This window comes from Anaerobacillus alkalidiazotrophicus (assembly GCF_001866055.1).
This window is the reverse complement of sequence record NZ_MLQS01000024.1, coordinates 81,634-102,731: the sequence shown is the minus strand read 5'-3', so window position 1 is coordinate 102,731 and position 21,098 is coordinate 81,634. Positions and strand designations below refer to the sequence as shown.

General features: G+C 35.3%; 23 protein-coding genes and 1 pseudogene. 18 read left to right on the top strand and 6 right to left on the bottom strand.

What is annotated here, in order from left to right:
- Window positions 1-138 precede the first annotated feature (138 nt).
- The gene (locus BKP45_RS15420) at window positions 139-1,215 is read right to left on the bottom strand and encodes a hypothetical protein (RefSeq protein WP_084788019.1); all 1,077 of its coding nucleotides are present in this window, start codon (window positions 1,213-1,215) and stop codon (window positions 139-141) included.
- 171 nt (window positions 1,216-1,386) lie between these two features.
- On the opposite strand from BKP45_RS15420, the gene BKP45_RS15415 reads away from it, so the two are divergent.
- Window positions 1,387-1,683: a hypothetical protein gene (locus BKP45_RS15415; RefSeq protein WP_071390586.1), complete on the top strand. Its 297-nt coding sequence runs from the start codon at window positions 1,387-1,389 to the stop codon at window positions 1,681-1,683.
- A gap of 146 nt (window positions 1,684-1,829) precedes the next feature.
- Here the strand turns inward: BKP45_RS15415 and BKP45_RS15410 are convergent, their stop codons facing one another.
- Window positions 1,830-3,662 carry a UbiD family decarboxylase gene (locus BKP45_RS15410; protein ID WP_071390585.1) on the bottom strand — a complete coding sequence of 611 codons (1,833 nt, stop codon included), beginning with the start codon at window positions 3,660-3,662 and terminating at the stop codon, window positions 1,830-1,832.
- Window positions 3,663-3,991: 329 nt separating this feature from the next.
- Here BKP45_RS15410 and tnpA (BKP45_RS23075) point away from each other — a divergent pair.
- Both tnpA (BKP45_RS23075) and tnpA (BKP45_RS23070) read left to right on the top strand, forming a co-directional pair.
- Window positions 3,992-4,219, top strand: a pseudogene (gene tnpA, locus BKP45_RS23075) (IS200/IS605 family transposase); the annotation flags it as partial.
- A 12-nt stretch (window positions 4,220-4,231) separates the two neighbouring features.
- Complete coding sequence (tnpA, locus tag BKP45_RS23070; RefSeq protein ID WP_071390599.1) at window positions 4,232-4,663, top strand: IS200/IS605 family transposase; 432 nt, start codon at window positions 4,232-4,234, stop codon at window positions 4,661-4,663.
- Between the two features lie 188 nt (window positions 4,664-4,851).
- Here the strand turns inward: tnpA (BKP45_RS23070) and BKP45_RS15400 are convergent, their stop codons facing one another.
- Window positions 4,852-5,292, bottom strand: coding sequence for an OsmC family protein (locus BKP45_RS15400; RefSeq protein WP_071390584.1), 441 nt, complete (start codon window positions 5,290-5,292; stop codon window positions 4,852-4,854).
- Window positions 5,293-5,316: 24 nt separating this feature from the next.
- On the bottom strand, window positions 5,317-6,288 hold the full coding sequence (locus BKP45_RS15395) for an arsenic resistance protein (protein ID WP_071390583.1): 972 nt from the start codon (window positions 6,286-6,288) through the stop codon (window positions 5,317-5,319).
- Between the two features lie 353 nt (window positions 6,289-6,641).
- Between BKP45_RS15395 and BKP45_RS15390 the strand changes: the two genes are divergently transcribed.
- The 11 genes from BKP45_RS15390 (at window position 6,642) to BKP45_RS15340 (ending at window position 15,480) form a co-directional block, all read left to right on the top strand.
- Window positions 6,642-7,694: a 4Fe-4S dicluster domain-containing protein gene (locus tag BKP45_RS15390; protein ID WP_071390582.1), complete on the top strand. Its 1,053-nt coding sequence runs from the start codon at window positions 6,642-6,644 to the stop codon at window positions 7,692-7,694.
- Window positions 7,681-8,355 carry a formate dehydrogenase subunit gamma gene (locus BKP45_RS15385; protein WP_071390581.1) on the top strand — a complete coding sequence of 225 codons (675 nt, stop codon included), beginning with the start codon at window positions 7,681-7,683 and terminating at the stop codon, window positions 8,353-8,355. The genes BKP45_RS15390 and BKP45_RS15385 overlap by 14 nt, the downstream gene beginning before the upstream one ends.
- A gap of 273 nt (window positions 8,356-8,628) precedes the next feature.
- Entirely contained in the window at window positions 8,629-8,829 is a 201-nt protein-coding gene (locus tag BKP45_RS15380) for a hypothetical protein (protein ID WP_071390580.1), read from the top strand.
- Between the two features lie 22 nt (window positions 8,830-8,851).
- A complete protein-coding gene (locus tag BKP45_RS15375; RefSeq protein WP_071390579.1) occupies window positions 8,852-9,088 on the top strand; it encodes a hypothetical protein in 237 nt (78 codons plus the stop codon).
- A gap of 22 nt (window positions 9,089-9,110) precedes the next feature.
- The gene (locus BKP45_RS15370; RefSeq protein WP_071390598.1) at window positions 9,111-9,329 is read left to right on the top strand and encodes a hypothetical protein; all 219 of its coding nucleotides are present in this window, start codon (window positions 9,111-9,113) and stop codon (window positions 9,327-9,329) included.
- Window positions 9,330-9,365: 36 nt separating this feature from the next.
- On the top strand, window positions 9,366-9,929 hold the full coding sequence (locus BKP45_RS15365) for a TVP38/TMEM64 family protein (protein WP_071390578.1): 564 nt from the start codon (window positions 9,366-9,368) through the stop codon (window positions 9,927-9,929).
- A 320-nt stretch (window positions 9,930-10,249) separates the two neighbouring features.
- Window positions 10,250-11,077, top strand: coding sequence for a prolipoprotein diacylglyceryl transferase (gene lgt, locus BKP45_RS15360; RefSeq protein ID WP_071390577.1), 828 nt, complete (start codon window positions 10,250-10,252; stop codon window positions 11,075-11,077).
- 43 nt (window positions 11,078-11,120) lie between these two features.
- Entirely contained in the window at window positions 11,121-11,519 is a 399-nt protein-coding gene (gene spx / locus BKP45_RS15355) for a transcriptional regulator Spx (RefSeq protein WP_071390576.1), read from the top strand.
- Between the two features lie 277 nt (window positions 11,520-11,796).
- A complete protein-coding gene (locus BKP45_RS22670) occupies window positions 11,797-12,273 on the top strand; it encodes a hypothetical protein (RefSeq protein WP_071390575.1) in 477 nt (158 codons plus the stop codon).
- Complete coding sequence (locus tag BKP45_RS15345; protein ID WP_071390574.1) at window positions 12,273-13,643, top strand: 4Fe-4S binding protein; 1,371 nt, start codon at window positions 12,273-12,275, stop codon at window positions 13,641-13,643. Before BKP45_RS22670 ends, BKP45_RS15345 begins: the two co-directional genes overlap by 1 nt.
- Window positions 13,644-14,211: 568 nt before the next feature.
- The gene (locus tag BKP45_RS15340; RefSeq protein WP_245747530.1) at window positions 14,212-15,480 is read left to right on the top strand and encodes a hypothetical protein; all 1,269 of its coding nucleotides are present in this window, start codon (window positions 14,212-14,214) and stop codon (window positions 15,478-15,480) included.
- Between the two features lie 309 nt (window positions 15,481-15,789).
- Here the strand turns inward: BKP45_RS15340 and BKP45_RS15335 are convergent, their stop codons facing one another.
- A complete protein-coding gene (locus tag BKP45_RS15335) occupies window positions 15,790-16,095 on the bottom strand; it encodes a hypothetical protein (RefSeq protein WP_071390573.1) in 306 nt (101 codons plus the stop codon).
- A 389-nt stretch (window positions 16,096-16,484) separates the two neighbouring features.
- Here BKP45_RS15335 and BKP45_RS15330 point away from each other — a divergent pair, with 389 nt between their 5' ends.
- From BKP45_RS15330 to BKP45_RS15315, 4 genes are all read left to right on the top strand, one after another.
- Complete coding sequence (locus tag BKP45_RS15330) at window positions 16,485-17,192, top strand: response regulator transcription factor (protein WP_071390572.1); 708 nt, start codon at window positions 16,485-16,487, stop codon at window positions 17,190-17,192.
- Window positions 17,170-18,546, top strand: coding sequence for a sensor histidine kinase (locus BKP45_RS15325; protein WP_071390571.1), 1,377 nt, complete (start codon window positions 17,170-17,172; stop codon window positions 18,544-18,546). The genes BKP45_RS15330 and BKP45_RS15325 overlap by 23 nt, the downstream gene beginning before the upstream one ends.
- A gap of 96 nt (window positions 18,547-18,642) precedes the next feature.
- Entirely contained in the window at window positions 18,643-19,599 is a 957-nt protein-coding gene (locus BKP45_RS15320; RefSeq protein ID WP_071390570.1) for a F510_1955 family glycosylhydrolase, read from the top strand.
- 229 nt (window positions 19,600-19,828) lie between these two features.
- Window positions 19,829-20,101, top strand: coding sequence for a hypothetical protein (locus BKP45_RS15315; protein WP_071390569.1), 273 nt, complete (start codon window positions 19,829-19,831; stop codon window positions 20,099-20,101).
- Window positions 20,102-20,373: 272 nt separating this feature from the next.
- Here BKP45_RS15315 and BKP45_RS15310 read toward each other — a convergent pair whose 3' ends face one another.
- The gene (locus BKP45_RS15310; RefSeq protein WP_071390568.1) at window positions 20,374-20,955 is read right to left on the bottom strand and encodes a hypothetical protein; all 582 of its coding nucleotides are present in this window, start codon (window positions 20,953-20,955) and stop codon (window positions 20,374-20,376) included.
- Window positions 20,956-21,098 lie beyond the last annotated feature (143 nt).

Below are 21,098 nucleotides of genomic sequence, written 5' to 3'. Positions count from 1 at the left end.
CAATAAAGCTGAACTTCAATCAGTGGGGTTCTTACTGCCCCTTAAGAGTGGGATAAATGTACCCTATAGAGTAGACATTTTGAAATGAATGCCTCCTATAGGGTATTTTTCTTATTAAAGCATTGGTTTTTCTTCACATCATTCAAACGGAGCATTTACAACTTTCCATTCACTTGTTGGAGAGACTCGAAATAATTGGAAAGTAAAGGTGGCATCAATTTTTTTCTTCCCGTATTCTTTGATACTAAATTGAATAGGTAGTTCAAATTCGAGGGCTCCATCTTTAATAGGTTCATGTTGCTTTGATATTTTGATTTGCTCAATGTTTTTCATAATAGGACGAAACTTTTCAACATCGTCATTGTAAATAAGTTTTAATAAGTCGAGATCGCTTTGGTTACATGCAATAAAAAATAACTCAACAATCTCTTCAGCTGACAACTGCTTCACAAATGATGTAAGTTGTCCCGCTGCTTTATAAACCATCACTTGATGAGAGAGTTCTTGTTTTTTCGTTTTGTGAACTGTACTTCCTTTAAAGTGGATACAAAAGTGTCCTGGAAATCCGTTTGGAATCGCACCTTTTCCGTGAGGCATCCCGTGCATAGATGCAGCAAAGACTTCGTTATCAACGTGGACAAGTATTGCCTTTCTTTTCCAACTCCATGTTCCATCATAGATTTCCTTCATAATTTTTGTATCGGTTCTCGATAGTGGTTGAACATCTGCATGGCGACTTCCAGCCCTCCGCTGTGCATGAAAACTTAACCCAGTTTCTAAATCTGTGATCCTGAACTTTGAATATTTCGGGATCCGATTTTTTACCTCTTCCCAATCAGCAAGTTGTCCAAAATGCTTACGTTGTAGAACGTTAAAGTAAGTCTTCAATTTTGTCACTGTCTTAGGAGAAAAATGTATTTTTTGTTTTTGTTGTAAATCATAGACATTTCCATAGTCATCGATCGTATAGATCACCATAATTCCATTTATATCAACGACTATATAATGATTGGAAACTGGGACGTCAGCTACCTTTTGCATTGGTTGTGCATTCAAAATTTCATTAAATAATAAATCAGATTCAATCTTTAATAAAGAGTGATACGAAGATGTACTTGAAGATTTTACGATAAGTGAAACTGGAGCTTCACTGGCATATGTAGTTTGTGGTAGAAACGAAAAAAGAAATAGGAATAGGAAAAGCCGCTTTTTCATATATTTATCTCACCTACAATTGTTTTTACTAACTTAAATATTTGCTTTTTCTACTTATCGTAGTCAGGATAAATTTGGTAAAATTTTAAGTTTGTTATTTTGGTAGCGCTCATGAACCTTTATCCATACAAAACATAAGATAACGTAATAGACTAACGAGGAGGATTTGTTATGAATTCAAACCCGTTTTTTCACTATTACCACATATTTTATAAGCGACTCTTTAGTTTACAGTCGGCAAGAAGTTTAAATAATGAGAGGGAAGATACCGACATTCAACAGATAGTAGACTTGCCACCTGACGAAGAAAAAGGTCTAGTTGAGGTACAAGAAGGCGATAAGTGGCTATATCAGTTACTTAGTAACTTCGATACAGGAAAAGAAGAGCGTGATACTAAGATTTCTGAGGAGAAACACCACACGCTCTGGCCATTGTTTTTCTTATTCTATCAGAATAAGAAATCATAAATATCAATAATTTCATTATTCTCCCACTAATAAAGTAGTTTCTAGATATAATTGTAGGTCGTTTTTTGAAATTATGAAAAATTACAAATGAATGAAAAAAATCACCTCTAACAATAGTTTGCGAGGTGATTTATTATTTGAATAAACTATATCTTTACACTTTCCAAACTTGCTCCTTTAACAAAGAAGCGCTCAATGTTCTTTTCAACAGTTTGGTCTGGAATTAATGGTGGTGCGTGATGTGGTTTTGTACGAGCATCAATAATCATGTTGTCACATGCCCAATGTTTGAACTCATAATAACTATTCACACCATAAATGTCATGTGACGGATTACTCCTCGTAAATGTAGCCCATAAGAAATTACTCATTGTTTCACTGAGGAACTCACTATCGTCACAAAGGATAATCATCGGACAAGTTGGCATTTGTCCTTTTTCTTGAATAGCTTTTGATAAGTCATTCATTTCTTTTTCGCCAATTGCATAACTTGAAAACTTTGGACCTTGAATGGCAACGACACCAGGCATGACTAAACGTGGATTTGTGAACTCTCGTAAGCCTTTTAGATTTTCAGGGATTTCCGTACATAAGTCCCTTAGTTTATCACCATAAGCAGCAAAAACAACTTTACTACCTGTGTTCAACCCGGTTCCAGAATAATCAAGCGTATCAATCGTCGTATTTGTTTGGAAATGAATATCTCTGTGGAGATCCAATCGTTCCAAAATATAAGATAAGAACTCTACCTCTTTATGTGTATCTAACGTTTGTTTGTCTTCAGCTGTAATAAAGAGATACTTAGCCAAGCTCAGTTGCCCAGTTCCTAAAATACGATTAGCAATCGTTAGTAATTCTTGTGGTTGTTTTACCGTTTGGTAAGGGGTGTAACGCTCACTACCAATGGCAAAAAGTAATGGATGAACCCCAGCAGCATCGACTGCATGGACTTCTTTTACACCTGGAATTTCATTTGGAATGGCATCTCCCGTTAATTCATGGATCAAGTCTCCAAATGATGTATCTTCTTGTGGGGGTCGTCCGACTACAGTAAACGGCCAGATTGCATTAGGCTTCGCGTACACTTTATGTATTTTCATTAACGGAAAATCGTGAGTTAAACTGTAATATCCTAAATGATCACCAAATGGCCCCTCTGGTTTTGTTTCACCAGGATGAATTTCACCAGTAATCACAAAATCTGCATCATTACTAATGCAATAACCATCAGTATAGCTATAACGAAAACGTTGCCCAGCTAACAAACCAGCAAACGTCATTTCACTTAATCCTTCTGGTAGTGGCATAACCGCAGCTAATGTATGAGCCGGTGGTCCACCTATAAAGATACTTACTTTTAGAGGTTTTCCAAGTCGATTGGCGCGTTCCTGATGAACACCAATTCCACGGTGGATTTGATAGTGCAGGCCAATTTCTTTATTTAGCTCATATTCATTTCCGCTAAGTTGAACACGGTACATTCCTAAATTTGCGTTCATAATTCCTGGTTTTGCCGGATCTTCACTATACACTTGTGGCAAGGTAACAAAAGCACCACCATCATCAGGCCAATGATGGATCAACGGTAGATCAGAGATGTTGATTTCTTGACTACTAACTGGTAAACTATTCGATTTTTTCATCGGAAGTGCTTTTGATGCAGCTAGACCAGTACTCATGTGAGCAAATGGATTTTTTAACGCTTTCATAGGATCGTTACGTAAGGCAACTACATTTTGAACAGAATCAAATGTTTTGCGAAACATAAATTTACTTCTCTCAACGGTTCCAAACAAATTCGATACTGCGCGAAACTTAGAACCTTTAACATTTTCGAATAATAATGCCGGTCCACCAACAGCATAAACCTTTAAGTGGATTGCCGCCATTTCAAGGTAAGGGTCAACTTCTTCACGAATGCGAATTAAATGACCGTGTTTCTCTAAATCAACGATACATTCTTCTAAATTGCGATACATGATAAATTATCTCCTAGTTTTTATTGTTTGATTTTATTATACCCATTCTATGAACTGATGTCTCCCCATTAGGTAGAGGTTTAGCTTTAGGGGTAATACGATGAACTCGTTTCAGCAAGCTGAAACATCGGAAAATCAGGTGGTGAGTCTACTCCACCTGATTGGAAAATCCCACCTACGCTACGCTTAGAGGTGGGAGTCTTTTACCCTAAAAAAATTTAAATGAAACTTTAATTTCCAAATGCGTGGTCTAACTCCACCGTCTTTAGACGGTATACGCTTTTAGCTTTACACTTCGATGTCCATACTTAAGTTGTGAGGTGAAAAGTATGGACGGCTATAAAAAGAATAGTCATGCAGTTTATGATATCAAATATCATGTAATCTGGGTAACAAAATACAGATATAAAGTATTATATGGTCCGATTGCCATAAGAACACGAGAGCTAATCAGGCAAGGATGCGAAGCGAGAGGCATCACCATTTTACAAGGAAGTGTTGGAAAAGATCACATCCACTTATTGTTATCATGTCCACNATGTCCATACTTAAGTTGTGAGGTGAAAAGTATGGACGGCTATAAAAAGAATAGTCATGCAGTTTATGATATCAAATATCATGTAATCTGGGTAACAAAATACAGATATAAAGTATTATATGGTCCGATTGCCATAAGAACACGAGAGCTAATCAGGCAAGGATGCGAAGCGAGAGGCATCACCATTTTACAAGGAAGTGTTGGAAAAGATCACATCCACTTATTGTTATCATGTCCACCAAGTCTTGCTCCAAGTAAAATCATGCAGTACCTAAAAGGAAGATCCTCTAGGCTACTCCAGGATCAATTTCGTGAACTGAAAAAGAAATATTGGGGACAACATTTATGGGCAAGAGGTTATTTTTGTGCCACAGTAGGAAATGTGGATGAAGAAACAATTAGAAATTATATTGCAAACCAGTTTAATGAAGAAAAGAACGACATATTTAGGATTGAAGAATGAGTTTAGTCAAATTTTAGTTTGCTTAAGCATGTAGGACTTTGAGAGGACTTCAGTCTTAAGAAACGACTTTAGTCGTCGACATTTTATGTCCAAATCCACCTGCTTTAGCGGGTAGTCGTTTAAATTATAAAAAACTAAGCCAAAAGCAACTGGTATCGTTACTTTCGGCTTAGTTTTCTCTATACTAGTTAAGCTTTTACCCACTCATCTGTTAATTCAACACCTGCAGCTTTCAGCATTGTGTATACAGGACAACGAGCTTCTACTTTTTCTTGTAGTTCTTTCACTCTATCTTCTGATTCACTTGTTGCAATCGTTGCTTCTACTGAAATTGTTTCAAAATATGGACGAACGGTTGGATCCCCCATAAATCCTCTCGGGTCAAATTGTCCTTTGATTTTAAACGAAAGATCTTGTAAGTCAAAATTCATCTCACGAGCGACAAAACGAGCTGTCACATTTTCACAAGCTGCAAGTGCACCTAATACTGCTTGCAGTGGATTGGGACCTAAATCTTGCCCACCCATGTGCTTCCCTTCATCTATGATAAACTCATGTTTCCCAGCTCTTGCTGTTACTGTAATTCCTTCTGTTTTTGCATTCACCATTAATTTCATTTTGTTTTCCATTTTAAGTTCCTCTCCTTTAGATCGTTAATTTTTATTTTTTTGTGTTTCTTTAAACCAATACTTATTTGCAAATTTGCCGTAGTAGGCAATACTTTGTTGTTGAATAACAAAGGCAATTGTAACAATTAGTGCAGCTTCAGCACCAAAAGCTGTTGCAGCTAAACCGATAGCAATTGAAAGGTTACGAAGGACTGTACCGTTGACTAAAGCAATTCCATCAGCGCGGTTTAAGAATTTTACAGCAATTGTTGTACTAATAATGTAATTCAATGTGTAAAAAATGAGTAAGACGACAATTGCAATGGCAATTAGTTGTAAGTTTGAGACGATCATCGAAGCTTGTGAGCTAATACTCACAAAGACAACATATAACATCGCCCAAATGCTTAAAGGTGAAAAATTAGGTTTGATTTTCTTTTGGAATTGTTCCCAAGTATATTTTTTTAGAAGCCATTTAAATGTGACCTGGCCTAAAAACATAGGTAAAAAGACAACGAGAGCAATCGTACGCAATGTTAATAAAATATCAATGTCTACATACTGACCAATCATCGCTAATAAATACCACGGAGTTAGGATTGATCCAATAATTAGTCCGAAAACAGTTAATTTAATCGAAGCAGGAACATTTCCTTTTTGAAGAGCGGTCCAGGAAATTGTCATCCCGCTTGTTGGTAAAAGAGCAGCTAGTGCAAGACCAGCAAACATAATTGGGTACTCTGATAAGAAAACAGTACCTAGTAAATAAGCAATAATAGGAATGACCAGAAAATTAATGAATACAGAATAACCAATAATTTTGGAGCCTTTAAGAGAGGTTAATTCTTTTAATTTAAAGCCAACCAATGTTGCATAAATCATAATAATAGTTGCAATTAAAATCGTTTCTCTTAAAAAGCTAGTATCAACAAGTGTACCAACGATAAACCCTAGTAGTAAGGTTAATGGAACACTAATTAGTAAATATTTTTGCGGTAAATGATAGAAAGTTTTCATACGGTTGGTTTCGCTCCTTTCTGTTCGTTTTAGTCGGTACCCCGCGGGGTATATTTATACTATAAGGGGTATATTGATTTTTGTCAACATAGTTTTTAAAATTTGTATTATAGCCTAGAATCAGTCGCTTTACTTTCTATATAAACATGAAGAAACCCACTTTATGTGTAAAAAAGAAGTGATGCTCGATTCTCATATGTTTGTGCTTAATTCTGAATCAAATATGCGCGAATTAGAGTAATTCATTTAATATATAAAATTTATATTGTATGTACATACCCCCTCTAGTATAATACGAAGTAAAGTTACTTATACCTGTAAGGGTACAAAATGATATGAGGGGGAACTCATTTATGAAAGAAGAAAATCAAATTAGTCGGCGAACTTTTTTAAAAAGGTCGGCTCAAGCAACGGTAACCGCTAGTGTCGTTGCAGCGACAAGTAACTCTGTTTTTGCAGCTGTAGAGGAGGATAATAAAGGTTACATTGGTTCTATTATTGACTTAACAAAATGTGATGGGTGTAAAAACTATGATACCCCGTTATGTGTATCAGCCTGTAAAACAAAGAACGAAGAGCGCTTTCCACAGCCAGAAGGTCCTATTAAAGATTATTGGCCACAAAAAAGACATGAAGATTATTCTAAAGAACAAGATCGTACCGACCGACTTACTCCTTACAACTGGACATTTGTTGACCAAGTTGAAGTTAGTCATGATGGAGTGACAGAAACCGTTTCATTACCACGTCGTTGTATGCACTGTATTGATGCGCCTTGTCAAAAGCTATGTCCATTTGGAGTAATCAGTAAAACGGAACAAGGCGCAGTGAAAATTGATGAGTTTTTCTGTATGGGTGGAGCGAAGTGTCGTACCGTATGTCCATGGGATATTCCACAACGTCAAGCAGGTGTAGGCGTTTATATGCACCTTGCGCCAGACTTAGCAGGTGGTGGTGTCATGTATAAATGCGATATGTGTAGTGATTTACTGGTAAAAGGTGAAAGTCCAGCGTGTCAAACTGCATGTCCAACAGGTGCAATTGAATTTGGCCCAGTTGAACAGATGAGAAAGCTTGCCCATGAAAAAGCAGCTGAAATTAATGGGTATGTGTATGGTGATGAAGAAAATGGTGGAACATTAACATTTTACATCTCAAAACTTCCTTTTGATAAAATTAATGACGCCATTGTAAAAAGTAAATCCGAATCGCAAAGCCAAGATAAGCGCCCGGACGGAAGACCGAATATGGAACCGAAAGTAGGCAATATGCTTGATACGACAAAAGGTTTGATGCTTGCGACATTGGTAGCACCAATCGCTGGGGCAGCAACGGCAGGGATCGCCGCCTACAAAACGTTAAAAGGGAAAAAGGATCAAGGAGGAAATGAACATGAAACAGAATAAGAAGGACAAAATTCTTAGGCAACCTCTTTCTAACCGTCTTGTCCATTGGATTACCGCTATTTCCATTACGATGTTAATCATTACGGGCTTTGGACAAATGCCTCTTTATGGAAGATATTTAATTGTTCAACCATTCGGTACTGGTTGGTTAACGAGGTATGACCTCACTCTTTACGTACATTACTTCTTTGCAGCTGTTCTCATTTTTATCGTCTTTTATCACCTCGTTTACCACGTAATGAGAAAAGAATATGATATTGTCCCGAAAAAAGGTGATGGAAAGGGATCGTACGAAATCATAAAAGCAATGATTTTACGAAAACATGAGCCGCCAAGTGATAAATATTTACCAGAACAAAGACTTGCGTATGCATATTTTGCTTTTTCGATAGGGTTAGTCATTATTACGGGTATTTTTAAAGTGATAAAAAATATCCAAGGTGTTCAAGCGAGTAATGCATTTCTATTATGGGGAGCGCAACTTCATAATCTTGCTACCGTCATGATTATCTTTGGGATTATCATGCATTTAGGGGCTTTTGTCGTCAAGGCTAACCGAAAAATGCTACCTGGAATGTTTACAGGTTATGTTGACAAGGAATATGTGAAAGATCGACATTCAATTTGGTATGAAAAACTGAGGAAACATAAAAAAGATTAATAGTTTACAAAAAATCCTAAAGGTTTGTTGCCTTTAGGATTTTTTCGTAACAAGTATAGTATATACATAATTGAAAAGAACAGTATTGATTTATATTTCTTGCAGTTTTGGTATAGTCACCACCATGGAGATCTACATCTGAACTAGCACATTAAATGTTCACCCTTTTTCCATACTTTCATAACAATTTCTATTTACAATGAACGTAATCTCAAACATTCTATTGATCAACAATTTTTCGCTTAATAAACAAATTTGAAGGGATGATGTTTAATGGAAAACTTATCATTTTTAGCGCTCTTAATTTGTCCATTAATGATGGCTGGATTATTTTTCATGATATTAAAAGGGAATCAAAGTAAAGATGGTGGACAACAAAACAAAACAGAAGAACTACATCAAAATATGAACAAATTAATGAAACAAAATGAACAACTGTTAGAAGAAATCGATCGTTTAAAAAGGTCAAGATAAGCTGATAGAGAGGTGAGGAGTCATGGATTTTGGCGCTAATTTTGGGAACATAATTTTACTACTTGTTTTACTCATCTTTATGTTTTCTTGTGGAAAAATGATGAAAAAAAGCAGTGGTGGTTGCTGTGGCAAAGGAGACCATCATAAAAACGAAAACTCCTCCTCGGATATTCCACAATTGCATGCCAAACTAGAGTTGATGGAAAAACAAAATCAACAATTAGAAAGACAGATTAAAGAGTTATCATCTAAAAAGTAATCGAAGGGTGGGGTTTGGTTTGGTGAATACATTCTTGCTATTAATTGTCCTTATGAAAGGGATCTGTTTATTTTTTTGTTGGAAAGCAATCTCAGTGGCTAAAAAAAATACAGACAATCCAAAATCAAATATAGAAGATATTGAAGTAAAAGAACTTGAAAAGAGAATGGCAACTGTTATCGAACAAAATCAACGATTAACAAAAGAACTTCAAGGATTAAAAAACAAGCAATCTTCTTAGATACTAGGAAGGTTGCCTTTATATTCGGAGCGTGTGATGGAAGAAAGTCTACTAGAATTATTCGAACAATATTCCAGTTATGCAATAGTGCTTAGTATTTTAATTAGTATAATCGTAGCCATTTTTGGTGTTATACCTAGCTTTTTTGTAACTGGAGCTAATATTATCTTTTTTGGTTTTTGGCAAGGAACCTTCATCTCTTTTTTAGGTGAATCTATTGGAGCGATCATTGCTTTTCAACTATATAGAAAAGGGTTTAGAAAATTCTCAATCAAGACTTTAGAGAATTATCCTAAAGCTAAAAAACTACTTTGGAAAGAAGGAAAAGAAGCCTTTTATTTTATCTTATCTTTAAGGTTACTACCTTTTGTTCCATCAGGCTTGGTAACTTTCCTAAGTTCAATCGGCAAAGTTTCATTTTTGATATTTGCGATCGCTAGTACAATTGGGAAAATTCCAGCGCTATTAATCGAGTCATACTCGGTATACCAAGTTACACAGTGGACGTGGCAGGGAAAAGTAATTTTAATTGGAGTGGGGATTTATCTTTTTATTCTTGCAATAAAAAATAGTAAAAAAAGCAGAGCTAGTTATTCGTAGGGTGAATTTGTACTAGCTGTTCTTTAGGTACAACCAAATATTATCCCTACTTCTAAGGGTTGTAAGACCACCACCTCAAAGTGTAAGAAAATCAAGAAGTTTAGGTGCGGGGTTAACAGCCTCTAAAGCTCCGATAACTTAACACTAACAACCAGTAGGGGTTGAAGGAAAACCCCCACTGATTGTTAGTTTAGCTTTATATGAGTGAATTTCATAATTACCTAAATGGAGCAACATTTAGAATCAAAGTAGCGAAAATAAACAATTATCAAATTTCTTTGTTATAGAAAAAAATACACTTTATATGGGGAGATGAGAAGATGGAACCGTTATTTCAAATCGGACCAATCAAGGTTTATTTATTCGGGATGATGATTGCTATCGGAACTTTAGTAGCCATCTTTTTACTTTTGAAAGTTGCAAAAAGTAGAGGATTAAATGAAAAAGTACTACTAGATGGTATTATCTATTCATTTTTAGGTGGAGTAATAGGAGCAAGAATTGTCTATGTTTTCGTGTATAATCCTTCCTATTATTTAGCTAATCCAGTAGATATTTTATTTTTACACAATGGTGGACTATCGATCCACGGTGGTCTTTTAGGTGGTTTGCTTGTTGGACTTTTATTTTTGCGGAAAAATCAATTTCCAATTTGGAAGACGTTAGATATCGTCGCTCCATTTATTATCTTAGCTCAAGGTATTAGTAGAATTGGGTGCGATGTTTTTGGAGTACCAACATCTGGGGAACCATTTTGGGCAATTGAGGTTGATGGACTATTAGTGCATCCAGTACAGGCATATGAGTTTATTTTAAACTATCTTTTATTTGGATATTTATGGTTGAGACTAAAAAGTACTGCATACCAAGGCCAAGTTTTTTTCCATTATTTAATAGGTTTCTTAACAATTAGGGGTATTGTTGAATTTTTTAGAGAAAACCCACTCTTGTTTGGAGTTATTAGTGTTAGCCATGTGATGAGTTTAGTGGGAATTTTATTCATTGTACTAGTCATGAATTTTCAGAAGAAAAGAACGAAAGTCATCATTCCACCAGGTATTCCTCGATATGAAATTGTTAAGGTGTGGATGTATATATGTGGGCTAACTTTAGTGTCAATTATACTTTACTACTTACTACAAGGTTAATTGAAACGTAAGTTTAAAAGTAGAATGAAAGGAAAAAGGTGGAATGCTAATCTTATTTACATCTCCAAGCTGTATGTCAAGTAGAAAAGCAAAAGCTTGGTTAGAAGAACATGGTGTTACATTTAAGGAAAAAAATCTATACCGAGAGCGGTTGTCTATTGAGGAAATAAAAGAAATGGTAAGAATGACTATCGATGGAGTCGATGAGATCATTGCAAAGCGTTCAAAGGTGTATCAAACTTTAGAGGTTGATTTTGAAATGTTAACTATGAAAAAACTTTATTCGATCATCTGTGAAAACCCCAAAATCCTACGTAGTCCAATTTTGTTAGATAAGAAACGACTACTTGTAGGTTTTGACAGTGAACAAATTCGTTGTTTTTTGCCTAGAAAAGTTAAGGCATTTTATTTAGAAAAGTTAGATCAAATAAATCAATATTAGCTTTAAGCTTCTCATGATGTCATTGACGTTGTAGAGGCTTTTTTGTTTTTTAACCGAATATTTACATTTTTTTAATTGACTTATAAAATCTAAAAAAATATAAAAAATGGTGTTTTTAAGGCAGTTCTTGATAGACGTGATGGGCACTAAAGTGTTACTTGTATATCAACGAACTTTTGAAAATTTTGTGTAAAATTCTCCAAACTTTCTTGAATGTTTCTCCACAATTTTACTTTATTGTATTGTTTGTAACCAATAAAATTTTGGAGGAAACAAGATGAAAAACAGAATATGGGTTTTACAGTCATTATTTTTCGTTTTAATGTTAATGCTGCCTCTTCAAGTTTTTGCTGATGAAAAAGATGGAAAACATTCACATGAAAATGAACAGACTGAAGCAGAACAAGAGACAAGCCACGATCAGTCTGAAGTAGATGATCATGGACATGGAGAAGATGATGGTCATGGCCATGACAAAGTAGATGATCATGGACATGGTGAGAGCGATGATCATGGACATGGAGAAGGTGATGATCATGGACATGGTGAGAGCGATGATCATGGACATGGTGAGAGTGATGACCACGGACATGGAGAAGATGATGGTCATGGGGATGATGATCATTCTCACGAATATGAGGAAGTAGGAGCGAACATTCCATTATTAAGTACCTTTGCAGCAATAAATGGGGGCTTTATCGTATTTGGTGCTGTTCGTAAAATAAATAAAAGAAGAAAGAGTGGTGAAAAGTAGTGTCATTACCTGAGAGAAAACTCCCTTCATCAAATGATAAAAAACCTTATAACTTTTTAGATACTCCTTTTATTAAAAGATTTATTCAAAGTAAGTGGTATCCGGGGATCTTTCAATGGCTTGGAATGGCCTTCTTCGCCCTTATCGTATTTGAGTTGATGACAGGGACCGTTAATCCGCATCGAAACTGGGGTACAGCGATGACTTGGGTACTTTGGTGGCCAATCGTACCGATCTTGTTCATCTTAGTTGGCCGTTTCTGGTGTGCGGTATGTCCGTTCGGAAAAGTTAGTGACATCGTTCGTAGATTAGTAGGTAGTCAAAGCCCAATGCCCAAATTTTTAAAGAAGTATGGAATTTGGTTAATTGATATTACTTTTATTGTGATTACATGGGCTGATCATATTTTTGGTGTTGTTCACTCACCAAGAGGATCTGGAATTTTACTTCTATTACTTTTAACTATGGTTATTATTACATCTGTCTTTTATGAAAGAAGGACGTTTTGTAAATCACTTTGCTTCCTTGGTGGATTAGCAGGTAACTACTCAAGATCTGGGATGCTAGAGCTAAGAGGAAATCCAGATATTTGTCGAACTTGTAAAACGCAATCTTGTTACAAGGGAAGCGAAAAAGCAGAAGGCTGTAATATGTTCCAGTTCGTTCGAACGATGGACAATAGTGCGGAGTGTAACATCTGTGGTGACTGTGTAAAAAACTGTCCAAACGACTCAATCCGTATTTCACCACGTAAGCCAACAATGGAGCTTTGGGGTATTAAAAAGCCAATGCTAGAACAGTCGTTTTTAGCGGCCGTTATCATGGGTATCGTATTAGTTCAAAATGTGACGATGCTTGAAGTATGGGATACAATTTTAAATGGTATTGGTGCAGTTACTCGTACTAGTAGTTTTAATGTTAACTTTACGATCGCCTTTATTATTGCAATGATCATTCCGATTGGAACACTTTGGTATGCTTCAAAATTAGGGTCGAAAACATATTTAGATACAACAACAATGCAAAACTTTATTCGTTTTGGATATGCCTATATTCCAATCGATTTAGCAGGTCACTTAGGACATAACTTATTCCACCTTCTAACAGAAACCAAAGCATTATATTATAATACACTAGGATTATTTGGTGTTTATAAGTCAGGAGATTTAGCCATTGTTTCTGATGGAGCAGTGCAAATTTCACAATTTATTTTAGTAGGTTTAGGGACTTGGTTGTCAATGTACGTAGTTTACCGTATTGGTGAGAAGAAGTCTGTTAAACAATTATGGCCTTTCTACTTATTAATGCTAATCTTCGGTATATTAAACTTCTATTTATTCTCATTACCAATGGATCACCGCGTACATTAATAGACTTGTTTAGAGAAACTCTTTGCCTGAGTTTCTCTTATTTTTTAAAAGGTAAAGATACAAAATTTAGTGGAACCGAGCTCTTCAGCAAGTAAACTGCTTAATTTGGACAGTGTTCCATCGAAATTTAAAGTGGACATTCTGCAGAGTGAGCTGCCAAGAAACATTGTATTATGTAAATTTCAAGTAGGAAAGGTGATTACAGAATGGAGATTTTAACAACCTCTTTAAACTTTTTTGTTTTTGTAGTGCTTGTAATTTTGACGGTGTCATTTATAAAAATGATGAGAAAAAATGGAACAAAAAGTAATTGTTGTGGTGGAAAAGGAGACGGTTGCTGCGGCAAAGGTGATGGAAACTGCTGTAATCATAGTGAAAAATAAAAGTGAATGAGCAACAAAAATTAACTTCTTAAAATAGACTGTTGTTTTAGGTTTTGCAGTCTATTTTTTACTGTTGTCTAATAATACAAACTTTCTTAATTATTTCTTCATAACTTTAGTACATGATTAGTTATTGATAAGTCTTAAAATAGTATCATTTTAAATAGGAACAGGGGGGAGAATGATTGGAAATTTCTCAAACTGAAAAAATGATTGAAGCTTATCGTAAGGATCCTGAATCTGTTTATCATACATGGTTTTTACAGGACCAAGATCGATTGAAAGCTTTTCGAACAATAAAAGCTGGAATTCGAGATGTTGTCCTTGATATTCAAAACCAATCATTTGGAAGTGATTTTAAAGGTTCTAGTTTAGAAACTGTTGTTACAGCTATTTCTGAGCAAAAGCAAGTATTTGAGGGAGCAGCTCATGCTTTTTATTGGAAACCCAAATTACGGATCCCTGATATTTATGAAAATGAGGAGAATAAAAGAGCTTTTGGAAGTTTTCTACAAGCTTCCCTTTTAGCTAAAAGCGAAAAAAAAGTTGTTGATGAAATTATTAAAATTAATGAAAGAAAAATTAAAGGTCTTGGTCCAGCTGTAGCTAATATATTGTATTTTTTACATCCAACTTTTTTTCCTCCGTTCAATACAGCGATTGTTAAAGGTTTTAATGCTTTATTTCATAAAAATATAAAATTAGGTTCTTGGCTTGAGTATTTAGAGATGCGTGAGACTATTATCGAAGTAAATGAAAAGTATCGTCATTTTTTTTCAAAAGATTATGGTGCTATTTGTGGTTTCTTATTTGAGATTGGTATTGGCCGGATCGTTATTGCAGAAAATGCAAATAAAATAATTGAAGCAGATGATGTAAAGAGGAGAAAAGTTATCAAAAAAAGACAACAACAAGTCCTTGATGATTTAGCTGAGCAAAATGACCATAGTGAAGTGCAATATTTGCTGGCAAAGTTAGGAAAGGAATTAGGGTATGATGTATGGATTGCACAAAACGATCATAGTAGACAATGGAAAGGGGAAGCATTAGGGGATTTATCAGTGAGTAAATTGTCTCAACTAAACTGTTCTGACGAGGTTTTTAAAACCATTTGTTTAATTGATGTCATTTGGCTTGATAAAAATGGAAAGATTATTGGTGCTTTTGAAGTTGAAAAAAGTACTTCGATCTATTCAGGAATTTTACGTCTGCACGATTTAGCAACATCTATGGAAACTGGGAAATGTCAATTATATCTTTTAGCACCTAAAAAAAGGGAAAGAGAAATTCAAGCCCAACTTCTACGGCCATCTTTACAATCGGCATTAAAGATTATGCCAATTTCTTATATAACTTTTTCTGATTTGAAATGTGATTGTGAGGCCATGGGGAAGTTTGGTAATGATATTACGATACTTGATAAAGTTGCTAAAAAACCATTAAATCAAATTTGACTTTTTTCCTATTAAAAAAGGTGCTATCATTTTTTGTGATAACACCTTTTATGTCTTACTTATCCCACTCTTAAGGGGCAGTAAGACCCACACCTCAAAACGTAAGAAAATCGAAAAGTTTAGGTGGGGGATTAACTGCCCCTAAAGGTCCGATATAGAATAACTTTCATCAGCGAAAGCTGATGATTAGTTATTCTTATGCCCGTGGTATAAGTTAAACTAACAATCAGTGGGGGATGAAGGAAAACCCCCACTGATTGAAGTTCAGCTTTATGGATGATGAATTTGATTATCTATGAGGTATGCTTTTTACAGTTCTGTACCACTTGACTTATTCATCATTTTATTCATCATATTTTTCATACCTTCAGAGTTCCCGTTCATCATGCCATTCATCATACCGTCTTTCATCATTCCATCTTCGCCATGGCAACGATTATACATTTCTTCTAATTGTTCCTCGTCCATGTCAGGATGCATTTTTTGCATAAATGGTAGTTTTTCTTGGAAGTTAATTTTTTCAAAAACTTCACTTTCTGAATTTGCCATTGTCACAGTACCAATTCCTAAAACTACCGCTGTTGCTGTTACCATTGCTATTAATTTTTTCTTCATTTTTAAATCATCTCCTTTGTCTTTTCTAGTTACAGTTTAACCACTAGTTATAAAGAAGTTATGAAGAAGCTATAGAATTATTATGAACCAGAAATAATTATGGTATGATGATCTCGTTTATCCCACTCTTAAGGGGCGAGTAAGACCCCCACCTCAAAACGTAAGAAAATCGAGAAGTTTAGGTGGGGGATAAACTGCCCCTAAAGGTCCGATATAGAATAACTTTCATCGGCGAAAGCTGATGATTAGTTATTCTTATGCCCGTGGTATAAGTTGAACTAACAATCAGTGGGGGATGAAGGAAAACCCCCACTGATTGAAGTTCAGCTTTATAAAGTGGAGCAAATTCTAACGGATAGATTTCAAAATTTAAGAATGGAAGTGATCAAATGACGAGAATCCTAATCGTTGACGATGAGCCGATGATTATTGATGTTTTAAAAGCATATTTTGAGCGTGCTGGCTATACCGTTTATACCGCTTTTAATGGGGCAGATGCATTGAGAATGTTCGAACAAGTAAATCCGGAGTTTTTGATTCTTGACTTAATGCTTCCAGATTTCTCAGGTGAAGAAGTGTGTAAACGGGTACGTGAGACAAGTGACATCCCGATTATGATGCTAACTGCAAAAACACAAGAGGAAGAGCGGATAAATGGAATTGTTATCGGTGCTGACGATTATTTAACAAAACCCTTTAGTCCTCGTGAAGTCGTTGTGAGAGTAAAGGCGATTCTAAGAAGAACAAAAAAAGAAATGAAGAGAGACTTATTATCGTTTAACCATAAAGATTTAGTTATAGATCTTTTAGCAAAAGAAGCCATTGTAAAAGGAATTCCTATTACACTCACGCCGTTTGAATTCAAATTATTAGTAGCATTAGCCGAATTCCCGGGACGTGTATATAGTCGGCTTGATTTGCTTGAAAAAGTGCAAAATGAGAGCTTTGAAGGGTATGAACGTAGTGTCGATGTCCATATAAAAAATTTGCGTAAAAAAGTTGAACTAGATACAAAAAATCCTGAATACATCATAACTGTATTTGGGATGGGATATAAATATGGAGGAAAACGCGATGTTTCGAACTCTTCAATCTAAGCTTATGTTCTTTTTCCTCGTTTTATCTTTAAGTGGGATTATTTTTGTTAGTATGGCAATTCAACTCGGTTTTTTTGGGAGTTTTCGAGAGTATTTAGATACGAAACGCTTAGAACAAGTAGAAATAGTAGTAGATCGCTTAGAGCAAGAATATCGAATTTTTGGGACAGTGACAGGAGAAACAATTACCCAGCTTCTTCATCACTATGCGATGACTGATCATTTATTTTTTATATTTTATGATCAGGAAGGGAATGTTGTTTTTGATTCCATGATTCATTTCGAGATGATGAAAGGTATGATGACTCATGATCAAATGGGTAAACCAAACGTAGAAAAGTTAACAAGTGACCGATACTCGGTTACGATGAACAATGAAGAGCAAGGATATTTAATCGTTTATTATCCTGAAGAATATGTAGATATCGATTCACAATTTTTACAGCAATTTAATAAGTATATTATTTTCACAGCCATCATCATGATCGTCATTTCCATTATGATAAGTTATTTTATTTCGAAAAAGATGACACAAGGGTTACGGCAAGTTTCAAATGCTACTCGTGAACTACAGAAAAATAATTTAAAAATACGAGTACCTTCAAGTAATCAAGTAGAAGAAATTCAACAGTTAGCAAATTCATTCAATGAGTTAGCGGAATCGTTAAGTAATCATGAAAAACTCCGAAAGCAATTTACGAATGACTTAGCTCATGAATTACGGACGCCACTTGCTACATTACGAAGTCAGATCGAAGCTTTTTTAGATGGAGTATGGGAACCAACACCAGAACGTCTAAAGCAAAGTCATGCAGAATTAATGCGCCTAGTTCGATTAGTTGATGACTTAGAAAAGCTATTAGCAGCTGAAAATCCACAAATACAACTGCATCCATCAGAATTACATGTACAAGATGTTCTCCAATCATTGAAAGCCTCTTTTCAACCTTTATTTGAACAAAAAGGTATTGAATTATCGATTGAGAAGCCGAAAGTAAAGGTAACGTTTTGGGCAGATCGTGATCGATTTTTTCAAATTATGGTGAACCTTCTTAATAACGCATTAAAATACACAAATGAAGATGGAAAAGTAACTGTAAAATCTCATGAAGAAAAACAATCAGTTGTCTTTATGATTGAAGACAACGGTCAAGGGATATCAGAAGCAGACTTGCCGCATATTTTTGAACGATTTTACCGTGGAGAAAAATCAAGAAATCGAAAAACTGGTGGAGTTGGAATTGGCCTTTCAATCGTGAAGGCATTAGTGGAAGCTCATAAAGGGAAGATTACGATCGAAAGTGAAAAAAATAAAGGTACAAAAGTAAAAGTCAGGTTTCGAAAGCCAGAATAATACAAAGCTTGTCACAATTTAACTACAGTTTCTTGATAAATTCTCCATGATTTTTTGTTAAACTTCTCATTAATTACATCAAAGGAGATGGAGTCATTGAAAACAAAAAAACTACTAATTGCTTTAGGTTTAGCAAGTCTTTTGACAATAGTCTCAGCATGTGGTTCTGATTCACAAGCTAGACAAGGTAGTGAAACAGACCCATATTTTATTGGGGAAGTAGTAGAAGATAGAGAACAAACTTTTTCTTATTCACATATTCACGGATTATCAAAACATCCTGAAGATAATAATAAATTATTATTAGCTAGTCATTACGGGTTAATAGAATACGACAAGAAGACGAAGGAAGGTTATTTCGTTGGCAGTGAACGTTTTGACTTAATGGGTTATTCTGTTATCCCTGGTACAAGTATTTTAATGACGAGTGGCCATCCAGGAGAAGGAAGTAAATTACCAGATCCACTAGGGTTTCTCTGGAGCGAAGACTTTGGTGAAACGTGGGAAGTTCGTGGGCTACATGGGATGATTGATTTCCATGGCTTAACGGCTACAAGTGATCAATCAAAAATATTAGGGTACGGTTCTGACTATAACACTGATGCTGTTTTTGTATCGTATAATCAAGGCTATAAATGGGAAGTAGTGAAAACAAAGGGATTACCACTAGCTCATGATGAATTTTTTGACTTTGCGTTAGCGCCAAATAATGGTGACATTGCATATGCTGCGACGAATCAAGGATTATTTTATTCAAATGACGGTGGGGTAAACTGGGAGAAAAAATTAGATGGATTTATGACTGCTGTTTATGTTATCGGGGAAGATGAAGTCATCTTTTATGAAGCTAGTCAAAATGGTTTATTTAGGATAAAAGGGGAAGAAATATTCAGTTACGATCTATATTTAGGTAGTGATGCCGTTCTTTATTTAATCGCTGAAGAAGATCCTTCGGAAGTCACTGTAGCTACATTCCAAAATAATATTTTAACAACTAGTAATCATGGGGAAACATGGGAGACGTTAGTAGAAGAAGGGAATTTTCCGCAGTAGGGGGATTTAAATAGTAACAAGCTTGGTTTATACACGCCAAGCTTGTTTTATTTTTTTATTGGTATTGCTACTATCCTGGGTGACAGGAAGAACAGGGATAAAGATGTTATTATGATTTGACAATCAGAAAGTGTGGAGATTAAGTATGAATTTCTTCACACTTTCTTCGGAGTTTCTTCACAAATATTCATTATTCTAGTAAGTACCATCACTAAACGGAGGAGAAGAAATGAAAAACAAACGTGGAATGATTCATATACTCCTTTTTCTATTTCTAGTAACATTTCCAATTCAAACTTTTGCCCATGGAGAAGATCACGACCACGACTCTGATCATCCACCATGGCTTTCAGATGGACATGACGACCATGACCATGAATATGAAGAAACAGGTGCAAACATCCCTCTACTTAGTACATTTGCAGCTATAAATGGTGGATTTATTTTATTTGGGGCAATTCGAAAATATAATAAGAAAAAAAGAAAGAATAGTGAACTGTAATGTTCTTTGCCATTTTGTTGTAATCTGAAGTTCTGATGAAACGTGCATTGAACATCGAAAAGAAAAAGCTAGGATGACAGCTATTAATCCTAGCTTTTCCTGTGATTGTAAAATCGAACAACTGTCCCCACCTAAATTAATCAAACTGATTTGAACTTAAGGATCATAGACCCCCACCTCTAAGCGTAGGTGGGGACTTCCATTCAGGTGGAGTTGAGACTCCATCTGAATTTTCGATGTTCTAGCGAAGCTAGAACGAGTTCTCTGAGGTTCTACTCTTCCCAATGACTATTCGAATGAATAGAATGATCTATCTCTTCATGCTTCTCAGAATAAGAGAATAGGTGTGTGAAGTAAAATGCTAAGATAATAACTAGAAACAATGGTAACCGTTTAACAAAGAAAAAGTTTTTCCATCCTTTCTCCTTAATGTTTATTTCACTTTGTATCATTAAAAATAAAATAAATAGCACACCTCCGGATATAACAACGATTACGTTTAGAGTTTGGTTGATCGTTTCTTGTGATACCATGATCCCGAGCATGGCCCCCATCATACCGCCCATTGCTCCTGAAAGAAAACCATCTAGTACAGCCATAATACTTATTGGAAAACCGGCAATTGTTCCCGTTATTGCCCCAATTAATATGCTAACTACCGTTATTTCAAAGAAATGGTCTGGGTAGAACATGGCTAGGAACATACCAGCCGATAACCCTAGAACCATTCCAACGATCATCGCAATCATCATTCCAGCCATACAAGAAATTTTGTTCCGAAACACAAAGATAAAGCTAAATAGCCAAAAAACGATCATTGTATAAAGGATGATTAAAATGAATTCTATCGTCACTTTCTTCACCTCCTGTTTTTTTACTATAGTTATGTATAGCTAGTAGAAAAAAGTACAAGTTTTATATTATTTTAATATAATAACTATTCTCCTTGGTCAAACCATTTCCCATTCAAAAAAACATCAAGAAAGTATGAAAAAAG